At 71.0% G+C, this 18342-nt stretch carries 18 protein-coding genes; 5 read left to right on the forward strand and 13 right to left on the reverse strand.

The genetic code is table 11. The features are described 5' to 3' along the window. Nucleotides 1-176: 176 nt before the first annotated feature. Nucleotides 177-854: a uracil-DNA glycosylase gene (locus FXF68_RS03925; RefSeq protein ID WP_148757505.1), complete on the forward strand. Its 678-nt coding sequence runs from the start codon at nt 177-179 to the stop codon at nt 852-854. Nucleotides 855-1001: 147 nt separating this feature from the next. Here FXF68_RS03925 and FXF68_RS03930 read toward each other — a convergent pair whose 3' ends face one another. Further along, nucleotides 1002-1865, reverse strand: a complete 864-nt coding sequence (locus tag FXF68_RS03930; protein ID WP_148757506.1) for a hypothetical protein — start codon at nt 1863-1865, stop codon at nt 1002-1004. A gap of 142 nt (nt 1866-2007) precedes the next feature. Between FXF68_RS03930 and FXF68_RS03935 the strand changes: the two genes are divergently transcribed. Together FXF68_RS03935 and FXF68_RS03940 are read left to right on the forward strand one after the other, a co-directional pair. Further along, the gene (locus FXF68_RS03935) at nt 2008-2769 is read left to right on the forward strand and encodes a lysophospholipid acyltransferase family protein (protein WP_148757507.1); all 762 of its coding nucleotides are present in this window, start codon (nt 2008-2010) and stop codon (nt 2767-2769) included. A 52-nt stretch (nt 2770-2821) separates the two neighbouring features. Further along, nucleotides 2822-3991: a DUF5925 domain-containing protein gene (locus tag FXF68_RS03940; protein WP_148757508.1), complete on the forward strand. Its 1170-nt coding sequence runs from the start codon at nt 2822-2824 to the stop codon at nt 3989-3991. 11 nt (nt 3992-4002) lie between these two features. Here FXF68_RS03940 and FXF68_RS03945 read toward each other — a convergent pair whose 3' ends face one another. The 12 genes from FXF68_RS03945 to FXF68_RS04000 all read right to left on the reverse strand — a co-directional run bounded on the left by FXF68_RS03945 (nt 4003) and on the right by FXF68_RS04000 (nt 16307). Continuing rightward, a complete protein-coding gene (locus FXF68_RS03945) occupies nt 4003-5184 on the reverse strand; it encodes a trans-sulfuration enzyme family protein (protein WP_148757509.1) in 1182 nt (393 codons plus the stop codon). 380 nt (nt 5185-5564) lie between these two features. Beyond that, nucleotides 5565-6359 carry a DUF2470 domain-containing protein gene (locus FXF68_RS03950; protein WP_187437702.1) on the reverse strand — a complete coding sequence of 265 codons (795 nt, stop codon included), beginning with the start codon at nt 6357-6359 and terminating at the stop codon, nt 5565-5567. 97 nt (nt 6360-6456) lie between these two features. After that, on the reverse strand, nt 6457-6945 hold the full coding sequence (locus FXF68_RS03955; protein WP_246178274.1) for a MarR family winged helix-turn-helix transcriptional regulator: 489 nt from the start codon (nt 6943-6945) through the stop codon (nt 6457-6459). Nucleotides 6946-7047: 102 nt separating this feature from the next. After that, entirely contained in the window at nt 7048-8064 is a 1017-nt protein-coding gene (locus FXF68_RS44370) for a hypothetical protein (RefSeq protein WP_187437703.1), read from the reverse strand. A 24-nt stretch (nt 8065-8088) separates the two neighbouring features. Further along, nucleotides 8089-9387 (reverse strand): MCE family protein, encoded by a 1299-nt coding sequence (locus FXF68_RS03965; protein WP_148757512.1) that lies wholly within the window; start codon nt 9385-9387, stop codon nt 8089-8091. Continuing rightward, a complete protein-coding gene (locus FXF68_RS03970; RefSeq protein WP_148757513.1) occupies nt 9384-10463 on the reverse strand; it encodes an MCE family protein in 1080 nt (359 codons plus the stop codon). Before FXF68_RS03970 ends, FXF68_RS03965 begins: the two co-directional genes overlap by 4 nt. Further along, entirely contained in the window at nt 10463-11482 is a 1020-nt protein-coding gene (locus FXF68_RS03975) for an MCE family protein (RefSeq protein WP_148757514.1), read from the reverse strand. Before FXF68_RS03975 ends, FXF68_RS03970 begins: the two co-directional genes overlap by 1 nt. Beyond that, complete coding sequence (locus FXF68_RS03980; RefSeq protein ID WP_148757515.1) at nt 11482-12504, reverse strand: MlaD family protein; 1023 nt, start codon at nt 12502-12504, stop codon at nt 11482-11484. The genes FXF68_RS03975 and FXF68_RS03980 overlap by 1 nt, the downstream gene beginning before the upstream one ends. Continuing rightward, nucleotides 12504-13583, reverse strand: a complete 1080-nt coding sequence (locus tag FXF68_RS03985) for an MCE family protein (protein ID WP_246178277.1) — start codon at nt 13581-13583, stop codon at nt 12504-12506. The genes FXF68_RS03980 and FXF68_RS03985 overlap by 1 nt, the downstream gene beginning before the upstream one ends. Then, nucleotides 13580-14653 (reverse strand): MCE family protein, encoded by a 1074-nt coding sequence (locus FXF68_RS03990; protein WP_148757516.1) that lies wholly within the window; start codon nt 14651-14653, stop codon nt 13580-13582. Before FXF68_RS03990 ends, FXF68_RS03985 begins: the two co-directional genes overlap by 4 nt. Further along, complete coding sequence (locus FXF68_RS03995; RefSeq protein ID WP_148757517.1) at nt 14650-15504, reverse strand: ABC transporter permease; 855 nt, start codon at nt 15502-15504, stop codon at nt 14650-14652. The genes FXF68_RS03990 and FXF68_RS03995 overlap by 4 nt, the downstream gene beginning before the upstream one ends. Beyond that, the gene (locus FXF68_RS04000; RefSeq protein WP_067903283.1) at nt 15504-16307 is read right to left on the reverse strand and encodes an MlaE family ABC transporter permease; all 804 of its coding nucleotides are present in this window, start codon (nt 16305-16307) and stop codon (nt 15504-15506) included. Before FXF68_RS04000 ends, FXF68_RS03995 begins: the two co-directional genes overlap by 1 nt. 354 nt (nt 16308-16661) lie before the next feature. Between FXF68_RS04000 and FXF68_RS04005 the strand changes: the two genes are divergently transcribed. Both FXF68_RS04005 and FXF68_RS04010 read left to right on the forward strand, forming a co-directional pair. Continuing rightward, the gene (locus tag FXF68_RS04005; RefSeq protein WP_246178292.1) at nt 16662-17321 is read left to right on the forward strand and encodes a MarR family winged helix-turn-helix transcriptional regulator; all 660 of its coding nucleotides are present in this window, start codon (nt 16662-16664) and stop codon (nt 17319-17321) included. A gap of 151 nt (nt 17322-17472) precedes the next feature. Beyond that, on the forward strand, nt 17473-18318 hold the full coding sequence (locus tag FXF68_RS04010; protein WP_148757518.1) for an aggregation-promoting factor C-terminal-like domain-containing protein: 846 nt from the start codon (nt 17473-17475) through the stop codon (nt 18316-18318). Nucleotides 18319-18342: the final 24 nt, after the last annotated feature.

The raw sequence follows: 18342 nt of genomic DNA on the forward strand, positions 1-18342 counted from the left end.
CATGGAAGTAACTAGGACTTAACAGGGCGTTTCACGCACTTCATCTGGCTGTTTCTCAGCACCGGGGGAAGATTTTGCCTCCATCAATCCTGATGCTGTCAGAAAACTTCACATGTCCGACCGAGCGGATCCGTTCCCCGGACGACCACATGATCACCACACTAGGGTTGTGCCCCATGACGGCACGACCACTCTCGGAGATCGTCGAAGCGGGGTGGGCGACCGCGCTGGAGCCGGTCGCCGGGACGATCGCCGCCGCGGGCGACTGGCTGCGCGCCGAGATCGCCGCCGGGCGCCGCTACCTCCCCGCCGGGAACCACGTCCTGCGGGCCTTCACCCAGCCGTTCGACGACGTCCGCGTCCTCATCATGGGGCAGGACCCCTACCCGACGCCGGGCCACCCGGTCGGGCTGAGCTTCTCGGTCGCGCCCGACGTCCGCCCGCTGCCCGCGAGCCTGATCAACATCTACCGCGAGTACTGCAGCGACCTCGGGCACCCGGAGCCGTCCAACGGCGACCTCACCCCCTGGACGGAGCAGGGCGTCTGCCTGCTCAACCGCGCGCTGACCGTCATGCCCGGCAAGCCCGGCTCGCACCGCGACAAGGGCTGGGAGCAGGTCACCGAACAGGCCATCCGCGCCCTCGCCGCCCGCGGCCGCCCGCTCGTCGCGATCCTCTGGGGCCGCGACGCCCGCAACCTCAAGCCGCTGCTCGGCAACGTCCCCTGCATAGAGTCGCCGCACCCGAGCCCCTACTCGGCAGACCGCGGCTTCTTCGGCTCCCGCCCCTTCTCCCGAGCCAACCAACTCCTGGAACAACAGGGCGCAAGCCCAGTCGACTGGAAGCTGCCTTAACTCCCAGGGGGCGACCCCCTGGAACCCCCGTTGCTCGCGAGGGGCCGTTTCCCGAATCGCGTTCGCTCTCGGGAAACGGCCCCTCGCTCGGCGGGTCGGGCGACCTCCGGCCTTGGCGGCCTCCGGCCGCCCGACCCGGAAGGTCGCTCAGGCGTAGTCGTCGGGGAGGCGGTGGAGGAGGGTGGCGAACTCGCCGGAGGCCTCCGGGCTCGCGGAGAGGGGGGTCAGGCGGCGTTCGCCGTGGCTCCAGTAGACGCCGGGGGCGCAGGGGTCGTCGGCGTCGGCGTGCATCTCGCGGACGACGTCGGCGAACACCGGGAGCACCTCGCGGACGGCCGTCGAGGTGATGGGGTACAGGAGCAGCGTGCTGTGGCAGGGGACGCCGACGAGCGCGCCGTGCTCGTTCGGCCACGGGAGGAACTGGTCGACCTCGCTGAGCAGCGCCGACACGTAGCGGCTGCCCGGCTTGGAGACGACGCGGACGTTGCGTCCCGGCAGCAGCGGCTGATCGCGGACGGCGACGTCGGCCAGCTCGCGGTCGTGCGTGTTCGTCATCACATAGCCGAGCTTGTGGAGGCCGAGCAGCCCGGCGCGGGCCTTCGTGAGGGGGCCGCCGTAGCGCGGGTGCTCGATCATGACCATGGCGTCGAAGTGGTCGCCCGCCGGGACGACGACGAGGCCCTCCCGGTCGCGGGGCGCGAGCTTCGGCACGATGCGCAGCCGCAGCAGCTCCCGGACGTCGCCGAACAGCTCCATCTCCCCCACGGCGAGGAACGCGCGGTCGCCGACCTCGCGGACCCACTCGTCGACCACCCGCGGCCACGCCGAGCGGGGGGCCCGGGCGCAGCGTTCCAGCACCGTCCAGCTGGAGGCGCGGGCCTCCGAACGGCCGACGGGGAGGACGACCTCGGAGGTGCCGGAGTCGAACCAGGCGCTGGGCGCCAGGGCGGGAAGCACGTCGCGGATGAGCGCGTGCACGTCCGCCGCCGCGTCCAACGGTTCCATGCTCATCCCCTTTCACCCTTCGGGGCCCTTTCGGCCGTCAGCGGATCACGTCACCCCCTTACCTTCTCAGGTTTCCGGCCCGTTGTGCGATCCATCGCGAAGCCCGCCCACGCTCGCTGATCATGAACGGAGCAAGTACGGTGCTCACATGCCCGAAATCGTGTACCCGCCGGTGATCAAGACCGCTCAGGCCGTGTTCAAAGTCCTGAACATCAAGATCCGTCTGGAGGGGGCCGACCGGATCCCCCGCACCGGCGGCGCGGTGCTCGTCAGCAACCACGTCAGCTATCTCGACTTCATCTTCGCGGGCCTCACCGCGCACCCGAACAAGCGGCTGGTGCGGTTCATGGCCAAGAAGGAGATCTTCGACAACCGGATCGGCGGGCCGCTGATGCGGGGGATGAAGCACATCCCGGTCGACCGCGACGCGGGCGCCTCGTCCTACGCGGCGTCGCTGCGGGCGCTGAAGGCGGGCGAGATCGTCGGGGTGTTCGCGGAGGCGACGATCAGCCGCTCGTTCACGGTGAAGGAGATCAAGAGCGGCGCGGTGCGGATGGCGGTGGGGGGCAAGGTGCCGCTGATCCCGGTCGCGCTCTGGGGTCCGCAGCGGCTCTGGACGAAGGGCCACAAGCGCCGCCTGCTGCAGCGCGGGGTGCCGGTGACGATCCTCGTCGGCGAGCCCATGTACCCGAAGCGCGGCGACGACTACGACCAGATCACCCGCGACCTGCACGCCGCGATGTCGGAGATGCTGGAGAAGGCGCAGCGGGAGTACCCGGACGTCCCGAAGCCGGGCGAGACCTGGTGGCAGCCCGCCTACCTCGGCGGCACGGCCCCGACGCCGGAGGAGGCGGAGAAGCTCGACCTGGAGGAGGCCGAGTCCCGCCGCGCCGCCCGCGAGGACGGCTGACAACCGCTAATTGAGTGGACGCTGTCCACCGCCGACCTCGATCATTCTTGCCATGACCACGTCGCAGGAGAGGTCGCGCGAAGTCCTTCATCTCGTCGAGCCCAGGGAGAACGTCACGGACCCGGGTGCCGAGTCGACGCTGCCCGTGGTCTTCAACCTCAGCGACAACAACTCGCCCGCCGACGTCATGGACGTCCTGTCGCTGCGCCCGTTCGCGTCCGGGGAGCAGCCGTGGTCGCGGTCGACGCGGCTGGAGAACGTCCGGGCGGACGCGCCGCTGCGTCCCGCCGACGCCCGGATCGTGCGGGTCGCGCACGAGAAGGGCAAGGAGTCGGTGCTCGCCGAGGGCGACGGCTGGACGCTGCTGACGAACCGGTGGAAGAGCGGCGTCGCGTACCTCGCCGTGTCCGCGGTGAGCGACGAGCTGGCGCAGGAGGTCTTCGACACGTCCGTGAAGGACGCGACCGAGCCGCCGAAGGTGGACGAGTCCAGCGTCGAGATGGGCTTCTGGCACATGGGGACGCACGGGCCCGTCCGCAACGAGCGCGCGATCACCGCCGACTCGTGGGACGACATCCGGTCCAACTACACCGCGCAGGTGGCGGAGGCGCTGGACGAGGTCATGGCCCTGACCCGCGAGGACGTGTCCGGACGGCTGCTGCTCCTGCACGGCCCGCCCGGCACCGGCAAGACGACGGCGCTGCGCGCCCTCGCCCGCGCCTGGAAGGACTGGTGCCAGTCCGACTGCGTCCTCGACCCCGAGGCGCTGTTCGGCACGCCCAGCTACCTGATGGAGGTCGCGGTCGGCGACGGCGATGACGACGACGAGAACCGGCGCTGGCGGCTGCTCGTCCTGGAGGACTGCGACGAGCTGATCCGCGGCGAGGCGAAGCAGTCGACGGGCCAGGGCCTGTCGCGGCTGCTGAACCTCACCGACGGGATGCTCGGGCAGGGCCGGGACGTCCTCGTCGCGATCACCACGAACGAGGATCTCGCGATGCTGCACCCGGCGGTCGTCCGGCCGGGCCGCTGCCTCGCGCAGATCGAGGTGGGACGGCTCACCCGGGCCGAGTCCGTGGCCTGGCTCGACGGCGCCGACGCCGACCCGGCCGAGATCTCGGCGGACGGCGCGACGCTCGCCGAGCTGGCGGCGCTCCGCAAGGGCGAGCGGCGCCCCGAGAACCGGGACGCGCCCGCCACCGCGACCGGCTTCTACCTCTGACGGGTTCTGCCCTAGCCGATCTTGGCGAGGGCCTGCTCGATGTCGGCCCAGAGGTCGTCCGGGTGCTCAAGGCCGACGGACAGCCGCACGGTTCCCTCGCCGATCCCGGCGGCGGCGAGGGACGCGGCGTCCATCCGCCGGTGGGACGTGCTCGCCGGGTGCATCACGAGCGACGCGACGCTGCCGAGCGACGGGCCGAGCGAGATGAGCCGGACGGCGTCGGAGAACACCCGTCCGGCCTCCCGCCCGCCGGTCAGCTCGAAGGCGAGGACGCCGCCGCACCCGTCCGGCAGCAGCCGCCGCGCCGCCTCGTACTGCGGGTGCTCGGCGAGCCCCGGATGGTGGACGCGCTCGACGGACGGGTGCGTCGCGAGACGGCGCGCCAGGTCCAGCGCCGACTCGCTCTGCCTCGCCACGCGCAGCGGCAGCGTCGCGAGCCCCCGCACGGTCAGCCACGCGGCGAACGGGTCGGCGACCGAACCCAGCTCGACGGCGTGGTCCCACACGCGATGGCGCACGTCCGAGTCGGCGAACACGGCGGCGCCGCCGATGACGTCACCGTGCCCGCTCAGATACTTCGTCGTGGAATGGATGACGATGTCGACGCCGTGCTCTATCGGCCTGCACAGGAGCGGCGCGAAAGTGTTGTCGACGACGGTCAGCACGTCCGTTCCCTGGACGGCGGCGGTGAACGCGGGCAGGTCCGTGACGTGCGTGGTGGGGTTCGCGACCGTCTCCAGGTAGAGGAGGCGGGTCTCGGGACGGAGGGCGTCGCGCACCTCGTCCGGGTCGTCGCCCGATATGAAGGTCACGTCGACGCCCCACCGCTCGGCGAGGTCCTGGAGCAGCGCGAACGTCCCGCCGTAGAGGGCGGTCTGCGCGATGACGTGGTCGCCGCCGCGCAGCAGCCCCATCAGGACGGCGTTGACGGCCCCCATGCCCGACCCCGTGGCGAGCGCACCCTGCCCGCCCTCCAGTTCGGTGAGAGCCTGTTCGAGGGAGCGGACGGTCGGGTTGCTCATCCGCGCGTACATGTACGCCTCGTCCGGCCCGGTGAAGGCGGTGGCGAGGTCGTCGGCGGCGTCGAACGCGAAAAGGTGGCCCTGGTAGATCGGCACCCCGAGCGGACGGCTCCCCGCGGGCTGGAGCACCGGCGGGTGGACGGCTCGGGTCTGCGGATGGTGTCCGGTCATGTCCCCAGCCTGCGTCGCGGCCCGGCCACCGGAAACGGCCAATCGCGAGCAGTGGCCCGGGCCGCGCCCCCGTCGTTCTCGCGGCGCCGGACCACCCGCTCGTCCCGCTGGGGTCCCCCGACCCCCACCGGACCCCCATCCGGGGCCAAAGGCCCGGCCGGGGGCGCACCGGCGCCCCCGCCGCCCGGTACGGTTCCCGTCGCCGGCTCACCCACCCCGCGAGGGCGAGCCGGCGATCGGGTCGTTCCGGTCGGGGGACGGTCGATGTCCCTCGGCCGGTGAAAAGAGCATCTCGTCTCGGGCGCCCGCGTACCATCCGGGAGATCACCGCCATGTCGGGCGCGCCGGTGCGGGTCGGGTACGTACGTGGTACGGGTTCGCTACGGGGTGGCCCGCGCGAACAGGCGTCGGTACCCGCGCCGCAGGCCGTGGAGATCACTGACCGGCTCGGCGAACGGCGCCCGCAGATCGAACGACGACGGGCCGCGCGGCGGCGGCGCGGAGCGGCGCAGCCACAGTCCGTACCGGTCGAGGCCGAGCGGCCGGACGGGTCCGGGCGGCGCCGCGTCCGGGAGGATCCGCGTCAGGTCGTCGCGGTGGCACTTGTCGAGATGGGTGAGGATGCCCGCCTCGACGGCGACGAACGGGTCGGGCGCGGCGTCCGCGTACTCCCCCGGTTCGAGGGTGGCGGTGCCCCAGGCGTCCTCGATCTCGACCTGTTCGACGTCGAGGGCGAGGATCGTCCACTCCCGGTCGCCTTCGTGCGGGGCGGCGAGGTCGAGCAGTTCGGGACGCGGGTGCGCGTGCGCGAGGCGGAGCGCGGCGGCGCGCAGCTCGCCGTCCGGGACCTCGGTCAGCCGGCCGCGCAGCCGCGCCCGGCCGCGGACCCGGTCGGCGAGCGCGACCGGCGCGACGTCGAACACCCGCAGCGTGGCGGGCGGGCCCGGGGCGCCCGCGGGCGCGGCGGCGAGCGCGGCGCGGGCGGCGGACGTCGACCGGACCAGCAGCAGCGGCCGCCCGCCGCGGTCGGTGGTATGCGCCGGGACGGGCGCGCAGGGGACGCCGGGCGCGGTGAGGACGCCGTCCGCCATCCCGTAGGCGAGGGTGCGGGCGCGCTCCGCCGCCGTGGGCCCCTGCCCGGTCCGCGTGCTCCGCGTGGTCTCCGCTCCCGCCACCGTGCCTCCTCCGCTCAGGAAGTTAGGGTTACCTAACTTAGGCATACCTAACCACCAACGAGGCAGGTCGGACAACCCCGGCGAGCCCGGAGACGGGTCAGTGCAGCGCGCCGAGCTCCGCGCGGGCCGTCGCCCGGAGGGTGCGGAGGGCGTCCACCAGGACGCGGCGCTGCTCGTCCGGAAGCGGCCCGGCGAAGTGCTCCCGCAGGGTCTCGGCGTGGACGCGCAGCGCCTCGTCCAGCTTCGCGCGCCCGGCGGGGGTCAGCTCCACGAGCTGGCGGCGGCGGTCGCCCGGCGCCTGCGTGCGGCGGACGAACCCGGCGTCCTCCATCCGGTCGACGATCCGGGTCATGCCGCCGCTGGTCAGGATCAGGTCGGCGGCGAGGTCGCCCATCGTCAGCGGCCCCTCGCCCGGCCGGGACAGCTTCAGCAGCACCTCGAACACGGCGTGCCGGATGCCACAGCGGCGCTCCAGCTCGCGGCCCGCGATCCGCTCCAGCGCCGACGCCGCGCTGAGCAGCGCGCCGAACTCGTGCACCAGCGCGTCGGGGACGACCGCGCCCCGCTCTTCCTGCGGCTTCGTCACGGTCGCCATGATGCCCTGCCTTCGTCGTGCGTTCCGGTCGTCCGCATAACGCGCGACCACCCCGCGCGGCTTCCGCCCGGGGTGGTCGCGTCCGGTTCCTCGTCAGTTCTTCGGCTTGTCGCTCTTCTCCGCCTTCGGCGTCGGCGACGTCGCGCCGCCGCCCGGGACCGCGGGCAGCCCGCCCTGCTGGCGGTTCCTGTTCTGGTCGTTGATGCCGGACGGGTACTGCTGGGTGATCTTCCACTCTCCGTCGATCTTGCCCAGCGAGAGCCGCAGCAGCGTCGCGGGCTCGTCCACCGCGCCGCTCTTGGTCTTCAACGTGAGGTCCAGCATGAGCACCGCCGTGGCGAACCGGCCGTCGACGCTCCCGACGAACACCTGGTTGGTCTTCGTGGTCAGCACCATCTGCGGGTCGGCCTGGAACGCGCTGGCCACGGTCGGCAGCGCGTTCTTCTTGTACTCCTCCAGCAGGTCGCCCGCGAGGAGCTTCTGCACCTTCGCCGACTGCGCCTGGTAGTTCCCGGCGTTGTAGTTGTAGACGATGTCCCCGTAGGCGGACGCGACCTTGCTCACCGCGTCGCGCTCGTCCTGCTTGGACGACTGGGCACTCGCGCTGCGCCACTGCCAGAGCGCGAGGCTCGCCAGCAGGGCGACCAGCACGACCACCACGACCGCCTGCGGCACGCCCAGCCCGAACACCGTCTGCCCGGCGGGGCGCGGCTCCTCGTCCGGCTCGTCCGCGGTCTCCGCGTCCTCCACGGGCGGGCGCGGTTTCGGCGGCGCCTTCACCGGCTTCGCGGTCGAGACCGGCTTCGCCTTGGCGACCGGCTTCGGCTTCGGCTTCGCCTTGGCGGGACGGGGCGCGGGCTCTTCCTCCGCCTCCTCGGCCTCGTCCTCGGCGTCGAGTGCCTCCAGGACGTCGTCCAGGTCCTCGTCGTCGATGACCTCGATGACCCGGACCCGGCGCTTCCGCTTGGCGGCGGGACGCGCCTTCCGCACGACGGCCGCCGCCTCCTCCTCGGCCAACGCCGCCTCCGCCGCCTCCTCGGCCGCCGCGTCCTCCTCGGCCTGGACCGCCGCGTCCTCGACGGCCTCGCCCTTGGTGGTCTTGGCTGTCACTTCGGGTACTCCTCGCGGTTGGGGTCAGTCCTTGCGCCGGCGCAGCCGGGCAAGGCGGGACACCACGGGCACCGAGCCCATCATGACCCTGATCAGCACCAGCAGGGCGATGACCGGGGGCACGTACACTAGCCACGCCGGCGGCCCGCCGGAAGACCCGTCGCCGTTGTTCGCGGCCTTCCTGGCCTGCAGGTTCTTCTGGTCGAGCGAAGGGTCGTGGGTGGGGATCGTCCCGCCCGGATCCTTCGCCCTGTACGGCTTCTGCTTGGTGTCGGCGGGCATCCGCCCGCCGGGGCAGGTCGGCACTTTGTTCACCCGCGGCTGGGCCAGCGGGTACTTGTACTCGACCGTCGCGAGCTTCTTCAACGTCACCTGGAAGACGACGTTCAGGACGGGCTTGCCCTGGTCGATCCCGATCACGTTGTCCAGGACGACCTTCAACTGCGGCGCGTACTTGAACGTGTCGCTCAGGTCGTTCAGGTAGTCGGGGTTGTAGCGGGACAGGCCCCACGTGCCGAGCGCGTCCACGGCGCAGCCGAAGTCGGGTTCGGTCTTGTCCAGCAGGTCGTTGACGGTGTCGAGCAGGCCGGGCCCCCGGTCGCGCAGCTCGGCGATCTGGCCGCGCACCTGGCTGAGCGCCTGGATCAGCGCGGCGAGGTTGTCGACGCCCGCGCCCAGCGAGCCGCGGTTCTGGTTGAGCACCCTTGTGACGCGGCCGAGGTCCTTCGTGAGGCCGTCGAGCAGTTCGGTGTTCTCCGCGAACGTCTTGGTGAGGTCGTCGCCGCCGTTGATGATCTGGCGGAGCGAGTCCTCGCGTCCGGACCAGCCCTCGGCCAGCTCGTGGGTGAGCACCTTCGCGTCGTCCGGGTCGATGGCCTTGAGCGTGTCGATGACCGCGCCGAACAGGTCGCCGTACTTGGGCGGGACCTTGGTCTGCGACACCGGGATCACCGTGCCCGGCCGCATCGGCGGCGCCCCCGCCTTGCCGGGACCCGGGGTCAGCTCGACCACGGGCTCGCCGACCGCCGACTTGCGGGCCGCCGCCGCCCGCACGCCCTGCGGGATCTTGACGCCGCGGTCTATGTCGAGCCGGACGACGACCCGGTCCTTGGCCAGCCTCACCGAGTCGATCTTCCCGACCCGCAGGCCGAGGTAGTCGACCTCGAAGTTCGGGTGCAGGCCCGGCGACGACTCGAACTCCACCGTGATGTGGTACGGCCGGTCGATGAAGTCGAACCGGATGACGTTGCTGAACGCCCACACCGCCATCAGCACGGCGAGCCCGGCGAAGACCGCCAGGTTGATCGTCAGCCGCCGGCTCATCCCCGTCCTCCCAGGATCTCGTCGAGGTCGGGCAGGGCGCCTTCGAGCTCCTTCGGCAGCTTCGGCGTCCCGTCCTGCCGCGCGCCGGGCGCCTTCTTCGTCTTCGGCGGGGCGCTGAGGCCGGGGAAGATCGGCGTGCCGTCCGGCCAGACGATTCGGACGATCGGATACAGGAGGAGCTGGCCGTCGTAGCTGGCCTTCGGCAGCTTGTCGCTGAACTCGACGAGGCCGTCCACCAGGGCGGTGAGCCGCTTGCGGTCGTTGCCGAGCTGCTGCAGGACGGGGTCGACGTCGTTCAGCAGGGCGCGGAACCGGCCGATGCGGCCCTCCAGCACCTTGTCGTTCAGCTCGCGCGCCATCTTCGTCAGCCGGTCGACCGTTTTAATGATCTTGTACTTGTCGTCGTTCAGCATCCGGGTCGTGCGCTCCAGGCGGCCGGGGGCCTCGTCGAGCGCGTCCGAGCCCTTGGCGAGCGACCGGCCGAGCCGGGCGAACCGGTCCACGGACTCGCCCAGCTCGCGGCGCTGCTCGGCGAACATCCGGAGCAGGTCGCTGGTCTGCGCGATCGTCGTGTTCAGCTTGTGGCCGTTGCCGTCCAGCGCGGTGGCCCCGGCGTTCACGACGGCGGCGACGTCGTTGCCCGCGAGCTTCTGGATCAGCGGCCCGGCCTGCCCGACGACCTGCTCGAACGCGGGCTGGACGCTGGTCTCGGCGATGCGGTCGCCGGAGGCGAGGAACGGGCCCCGGTCCATCCGCGCGCCGGGCGGCATCCGCAGGTCGACGTAGTTCTCGCCGAGCAGCGACGTCACCTTGATCTCGGCCCTGGTGCCCTTCGGGACCTTGACGTCGTCCTCGATCGACAGCGTCACCCGCGCCTTGTAGCCGGCCAGCTCGACCTTCGTGACGCTGCCGATCGTGATGTCGGACATCTTCACGCTGTGCCCGGCGACGAGCCCCTGCACGTCGTCGAACGTGGCGGTCAGCTTCAGTCCGCCGCCCGGCGAGCCCGCCGTCTTGTACGAGCAGCCCGCGACCGCGAGGGCCGCCACGAGGACGATCAGAAGTCGGCGGCCCATCAGTTGGCTCCGTTCTGCCAGGGACAGTTGGAGTTGGGCTTGGGCAGCGGGCAGCCCACGTTGTCGCTGTTCATCAGGCCCTTGAGCCACGTCCGCAGGAAGGCGTCGGTGGCGAAGCGGATCTGCAGCGACTTGTTCTTCGGGTTGTAGCCGCCGATCAGCGCCTCGCTGATGCCGGGGAGGACGTGCAGCAGTTGCGCGATCTCCTTGGCGTCGCCTTTCAGGACGAGCGCCGTCCGGGTCAGCACGGCCAGGTCGTACGGCAGGTTGCCCTTGTACTTCTTGAGCAGCCTGTCGCCGTTCTTCGCCAGTTCGAGGACGCCGTCGATGAGTTGCTGCAGCTCACCGCGCTCGTTGGCGAGCACCCGGCTCGCCTCGCCGAAGTCGCGGATCACCGTGCCGAGGACCTGCTCGCGTCCGCGCACCACCCCAGCGAGGCGGCTGAGGTTCCGCGCGACCTCGATCAGCTCCTCGTCCTGCCCGGCGACGTTTTCGACCAGGCGGGCGCTCTGCTCAAGGGTCGCGTTGAACTCCCTCCCGTTGCCGTTCACTGTGTCGGCGGCGTTGCCGAGCGCGGTCTGCATCTTCGTCGGGTCGAGCGCGTTCGCCAGGTTCGTGAACGAGCTGAGCGCGTCGTCCACCTCGACGGGGACGTGGGTGCGCTCGATCGGGATGACGTTCGCGGTCTCCTTCGGCTCACCCGGATGCCACGCCGGATGCAGGACGAGGTTCCGCTCCCCGATCAGGTTCAGCGGGACGATCGACGCCTGCACCCCGCGCGGCAGCGGGACGTCCCGCCGCAGGTGGAACGTCACCTTCACCTTGTCGCCCTGGTTCTCGACCTTGTCGACCAGGCCGACGTCCGCGCCCATCACCTTGACCTTCGACTCCGGGTAGAACGACCGGGCCTTCGGGACGAAGACGACCATCGTGCGCCCGTCCCCGCCGGACGGGACGGCCGAGCACCCGCCGAGCGTCGCCACCATGGCGAGCCCGAGCGCGGCGGCGATCCTCCTCATCAGCCGCCTCCCTGCTGGCGTCGCGTCGAGATCGGTCCGGGCGGTTGCAGCGGGCCGAGCCCGGTGAGCACGCCCTCGATCCACTGGCCGTTGCCCTTGAGGTTGGCGACCTGCTGGAACGTCGGGCCGAGCAGCGAGAAGTCGGCGTTCAGCGCGTCCATGTTGGGCGCGAGGCGGGTGGTCAGCAGGTGCAGGTTGTCGAGCAGCGAGTCGATCTCCTTCTGGTTCCTGGAGATCACGTTCGACAGCGTCCGGACCGTGCTGTTGCCCTGGCCGATCGTCGCGGCCAGCTCGTCGCGCCGCTGGACGAGCGTCCGCAGCAGCACCTGGCTGGCGTCGAGGATCTCGCGGAGCTTGGCGTCCTTCGCGGCGAGCGTGCCGGTGATCGTCTTGCTGTTCTCGATGAGCTTCTGGACCTCGGGGTAGGAGTCGTTCAGCATCCGCGACAGGTCCTGGACGTTGACGAGGACGCGGCGCAGCTTCACCGCGCCCGGCGACTTGATCTCGGTGACCTCGGTGAGCAGCTTGTCGATGCTGCGCTGGTCGAGCGTGCCGACGATGTTCTGCGCGCCCTCCAGCGCGTCCGGGACGGTGAACGGGACGCTCGTGCGCGTCAGCGGGATCCGCCGCCGGGACTCGGGGACGTCCGCCATGTACGGCTTCCCGACCGGTCCGGACAGCCGTAGGTACCGGCCGCCCATCAGCGTCGTCGTCTGGATCTCCGCCCGCGTCTTCGGCCCGAGGTCGATCCCGGAGTTCACGTGCCAGGTGACGATGATCTTGCCATGCCGGAAGTCGGGCTCGACCGAGGTGATCCGGCCCGACTTCACGCCCGCGACGCGGACGTCCTGCCCCTTCTTCAACCCGGCGGCGTCGGTGAACTCGCCGCTCATCGTGTAGCCGCGCTCGAACAGGTGGAGTTGGCCGACCGCGAACGCGAACACGCAGCCCGCGGCGAGCGCGGCGAGGGTGACGATCGCGACGAGCTTCTGGTCGACGTCCCGCAGCGACTTGAGGGCCATCAGCCGCCCACCCCCAGCAGCATCTTCTTGAGCTTGGCGAGGTCGTCGGCGGACGGCGACCCGGCGCCGGGCGACTTCGGAAGCTGCATCGGGAACGGGCACGGGCCCTGCATGATGTTCAGGCAGAGCGCGTTGGTGCGCAGGTAGTGGCCGCCGTTCGCGGACGCGAAGAGCTGCCGCAGGGTGAGCGGCAACTGCCGCACCATCGTCTCCAGATTGTCGACGTTGAGGCGGAACGTCTCGGCGAACTTTCCGAGGTTGCCGATGATGCGGGCGAGCTGCGCGTCGTTGCCGCCGAGCACCTGGTTGAGGTTGGTCGTGACGCCGGAGATCTCCACGACCGCGCTCTCCAGCAGCCGCCGGTTGTTCGCGAAGACCTTCGTCAGCGACGCCAGGTTGTCGATGCTCGCGGCGATCTGCCGGTCGCGGGTGGCGACCGCCGCGCTGACCGTCTCGTAGTCCGCGATCATTCCCTTGATCGTGTTCTTGCGGGCCGCGAAGGTCTGGAGCAGCGCGTCCAGGTTGTCGGTCAGCAGCGAGACGTTCTGCTCGTTGCCGTCCAATGCTTGGGAGAACGAGAACAGGATCTTGTTGAGCTGGTTCGGGTCGAGGTTGCGGGTCAGCGGGCCGAGGCTGTTCACGATGTCGCCGAGGTCCACCACTGATCGGGTGCGCGGGACCCGGTCGCCATTGCCCAGCTTCGACGGGCTCGTCCCCGGCTCCAGGTAGACGACCCGCTGCCCCATCACGTTGCGCCACCGGATCGCGGCCGTCGAGTCGGACGGGACGCGCACGTCCTTGTCGACCGCCAACTCGACCACGGCCTTGCCGCGCACCACCTTGATGCCCTTGACCTGGCCGACGGGCGTCCCGGCGACCTTCACCGCGTCGCCCTCCAGCAGGCCGGTGACGTCGTCGAACGTCGCCGTCAGCCGGTAGCGCGGGGTGAAGCTCGTGCCGAGGATCTGCTGCCCGATGGAGAAGGTGAGCAGCCCGGTCACCGCCACGAACGCGAGGAACTTCACGATCGTGGCGTACTCGGGGCCGCGCGCGGCCTTGCCGCGCATGCGCGGGCTCACGGCCGTCCCCCCGCGCCCGCGCCGGGGAGCGGCGTGTCGAAGGCCGTCCGCGCGGGCTTGACGGGGCAGATGTCGATGAGGATCTGGCAGATGTCGAGCGGGAGGTCGTCGCGGGCCTGCGCGATCAGCGTGCCCTCCGGCCCGGGGACGCGGATGATCTGCGACAGCAGGCCGAAGAACCCGGTGAGGCTGTCCTCCAGGACGGGGAGGTCGCGGCGGCGCCCGTTCACCACGGCGGCGACCTGCCCGCCCGTGTCGATGATCGAGCCGAGGTTGCGCCCGTGCTGCTGAAGGCTGGTGCCGAGCGTGTCGCCGAGGCGGCTCGACTGGTCGAGGAGCTGCGACACCTTGTCCGGACGGTCGCTGACCGCCTTCGACAGCCGGTTGAAGTCGCCCGCGAGCCCGGTGATCGTGCCGCCGCGGGACGCGAACGTGCCCGACAGGCCGTTGATGTCGTCCAGCAGCGCCTGGATCGCGGCCCTGTCCTTGTGGGTGGCGTCGATGACGGTGGCGCCGTTGCCGATCGTCCGGCGCAGCGCGGGGCCCTGGCCGGACAGACCGGAGCCGAACACGTGCAGGATGGTGCCGACCTCGTCCGGGTCGATGGCCTTGGTGAGCCGGTAGGTCGGCCAAGCCGTGTCGGACAGCTCCTCCGGGTCGTGGGTCTTCACGACCCGTCCGCCGTCCTTCAGGTAGGGGCCGGTCAGCTCGTGCGCGCCGAGTTCGAGCGTCAGGTCCTTCGGGCCGAACACCGAGATCGGCTCGACGGACGCGACCGCCGTGTCGGCGACCTTGATCCCCTTGTCGACCCGGAACCGGACGTTGACGCGCCCGTCGCCGGACAGCGTGATCCTGTCGACGGCGCCGACCGCGATGCCGCGCACCTTGACGTCCGACTTGCCGGGGTCGAGGCCCTGCCCGGCGCGTCCGAAGCTCGCGTCGTAGTAGGTGGAGCCCTCGTGCGACTGCGTCGACCCGAGCGCGACGAACGCCGCGGCCGCCGCGATGACCCCGGCGCCGACCAGGCCGAAGATCGTCCGGGAGCGGGCGGACAGTGTCTCGTCGCTCATCCGGTCAACCTCACCGTGCTGCCGTGGCCCCAGAAGATGTACGACAGGACCAGGTTCATCAGGATCATCAGGATGGTGGACTCCCGGATGGCGCGCCCGGCGGCGACGCCGACGCCCACCGGGCCGCCCGCCGCGTAGTAGCCGCGGTAGCAGTGGATGAACATGATGATGAACGCGAACACCGCCACCTTGATGACGCTGTAGAAGACGTCGATCGGCGGCAGGTAGAGGTGGAAGTAGTAGTCGTAGATGCCGGGCGACAGGCCGAAGTACTGGATCGTGATGAACCTGGTGGCCCAGAACGCCATGAACAGCGAGACGAGGTAGAGCGGCACCAGCGCGATGACCCCGGCGGCCACCCGCGTGCACACGAGGTAGGCCAGCGAGTTGATGCCCATGACCTCCAGCGCGTCGATCTCCTCGGAGATCCGCATCGCGCCGATCTCCGCGGTGAACCCGGTGCCGACCTGCGCGACCAGCGCGACGCCCGCGATGATCGGGGTGACCTCGCGGACGTTGGAGTACGACGACACGAGCCCGGTGAACGCCTCCGCGCCGATGCGCTCAAGACCGGGGTAGCCCTGGAGGCCGACCATCGCGCCGGTGGCGAGCGACATCGTCGCGATCACGAAGATCATGCCGCCGCCGATGACGAGCGCGCCGACGCCGACCGTGATGTCGCTGACCTGCTTCGCGAGCGTCTTGCCGTACTTGCGCCGCAGGATGATGTCGACGAACAGGTGGTACAGGACGCGGCCGAGGAAGACCGGCAGGTCGGCCGAGGGCATCAGCCCGGCGGTCCGGCCCCGCACGGCCCGGCCGAACCTGCGGACGGGGGAAATGGCGACCATCAGAACCTCGGTGGGAAGAGGACCTGGTAGAGCATGGTGAGGATGTAGTTCGTCGCGAACACCACGATCGAGGTGACCACCACCGCGCGGTTCACCGCGCGGCCCACCCCCACCGGGCCGTAGTCGCAGTTCATGCCCATGTAGCAGGCGACCGCGGCGGCGATGAACCCGAACACCCACGCCTTGAACAGCGTGATCACCAGGTCGGAGAACTGGAGCAGCGTCGTCGCGCCGTCGAAGAACGCGCCGGGGCTGACGCCCTGCTGGATGACGTTGAAGTAGTAGCCGCCCACGACGCCCGCCAGGATCACCACCGAGCAGAGCAGGCCGGACACCGTGCTCGCCGCCCACAGCCTGGGGGTGACCAGGCGGTGGATCGGGTTGATGCCCATGACCTCCATCGCCGCGAGCTCGTCGCGGATGTTGCGCGCGCCCATGTCGGACGTGATCGCCGACCCGCCGACGCCGGACACCAGCAGCGCGGCGGCGAGCGGCGCCACCTGCTGGATCATCGCGGCGGTCAGCAGCGCGCCGGTGCCGGACTGCGCGCCGAGCTGCCGCGCGATGTCGCCGACCTGCAGCGAGATGGTCGCGCCGAGCGGCACCGCGATGAGCATCACCGGGACGCTCGTCACGCGCGCGAGGAACCAGCACTGCTCGACGAACTCGCCCCACCACTGGCGCAGGTCCCAGGTGCGGCGCAGCCCTTCGAGGAGGGTCACGCACAGCAGCCCGGTCTCGTCGAGCGCGCGTCCGAACCGCCTGCGCGCGAGGTCGGGGGCCTTGGCCAGGCTCGCGGCCATCAGCCGCTGTCCTCCCCTGGACGGGGCGGGCCGCTCCGGGGGGACCCGGTTCCCTCCGCGGGAGGGTCGTGAAGGGACATACCAGCCTCCTTCGTTCTCGGACGTCGGCGCTCATCCGATGCTCCGGTCGTCGCCGGGCACGGCGGCGCCGCGTACTGCTCGTTCGCGCGCCACCGTGGTCTCGGCCGAGACCGGGATCACACGCGGCGCCCGCGCCCTGGCAAGCACTCGGGCACCGCCTGTGATCTGAGGCACTCTATTGGAAGAAGGTCTAAGAAGCGAGTACTTACATAAGGGATTTGTCCGAAGCTACGATCGGCCGGTGCAACCGAGGCGCGACAGGACGACCCCGACATGACCGCTGACATGACCGCTGACATGACCGCCGACGTCACCGAGGAACTCGCGGAGGACACCACGGAGGATCTCGCGGGCGATCCCGAGGACTTCACGGACGACCCGGAGGAACTCGCGGGCGACCCGGGCGATCCGGGCGACGGCGTGGACCCGCTGGTCATGGGCGTCCGGGACCGCTGGGAGGCGCAGGGCCTCAGCGGCGGCCCCTGGCCGTTCATGGCGATCTGCGCGGTGGGACGGCTCAACCAGCTCCTCAAGAAGGCCCTGGACGCCGAGCTCAAGGGGCTCGTCCTCTCCCGGACCGGCTACTTCCTGCTGACCACGCTCGCCCTGACCACCCGCGGGCAGGCGCGGCTCAGCACGCTCGGCCGGATCCTGATGGTGCACCCGACGACGGTGAAGCTGACGGTCGACCAGCTGGAGGCGGCCGGGTTCGTCGCCAGGACGCCGCATCCGCGCGACCGGCGGGCGACGCTCGTCCGGATCACCCCCGCCGGGCGCGACCGGGCCAACGAGGTCGCCCTCGCGCTCGAAGCGCCGGACGGCGCGCTCGCCGTCTTCGACGACATGCACCGCGACCTGTTCGAGGCGCTGCAGCCGGCGCGGCTCGCGGCGGGCGACGTCGAACTGCTGAATCCGGACGAACAACGCGGATAAGGGACGGGACGACGGGCGCGGCGGTGAACCTTGTGCCACTCTGTCCCCGTACTTGCTCAGCAGACGGTACTCGCCGCGCGGACGGCCGCCGGTCGTCGACGGCCGCCGTCCCCTGACGACAGGACCCCGGGCGATAAGGCAGTCTTCTCCTATGCCACAGAGTCACGGCACGCGCAGACGTCCCTCCGCCCCCGCCGGGCGCGGCCGCTCCGGCGCGCGGCGCGCGACCCGGGGACCGGGGTCCGACCAGGCACGCGGCGGCGTCCGGGACGACCGCGGACTCCCGAAGGTGCCCGCTCCGCGCGAGCCGTCCGACCCGCTGGACGACCGTCCGTCCGGGGGACGGCGGCTGCGGCGGATGCTCACGAGCAACGTCACGATCATGATCGTCGCGATCGGCGCGCTGGCGGCGGCGGTCGTGCTGGTCGACATCGGGCGCTTCGTCGACGGCGGCGCGAAACCGCCGAAGGCCGCCGCCCCCGACCTGTCGACCAACGACATGCTCGCCAAGCTGACGTCGGCGTCCGACATGGACGCGGTCACCGCCGACGCGATCGCCGCCGCGAAGAAGCGCGCGTACGAGCTGCACCAGAAAGAGCTGAAGCGGCTCAAGGAGAAGGCGAAGCGGGACGCGGCGGCCCGCGCGAAGCTCAAGGAGCAGCAGGAGCGCGAGCGGCTCGCCAAGATGAACCCGAGCGCCGGGCAGAACAAGGAGTACGGCAAGAAGATGAACGCCCTCAAGGGCTGGGGGCGCTGCTGGTCGTCGCTGCTGACGCTGTGGAACCACGAGAGCGGCTGGAACGAGCGCGCGGAGAACCCCGGCAGCGGGGCGTACGGCATCCCGCAGGCGCTGCCCGGCTCCAAGATGATGAGCGCTGGACCCGACTGGCGTACCAGCACCCCGACGCAGATCGCCTGGGGGCTCGGCTACATCAAGGCCCGCTACACCGACCCGTGCGGCGCGTGGGCGTGGTGGTCGTCCCACCACTGGTACTGATCCCTCCGGGCGGGCGCGGCCTGG

The sequence above is a fragment of the Actinomadura decatromicini genome (assembly GCF_008121305.1).
GTDB lineage: Bacteria > Actinomycetota > Actinomycetes > Streptosporangiales > Streptosporangiaceae > Spirillospora > Spirillospora syzygii.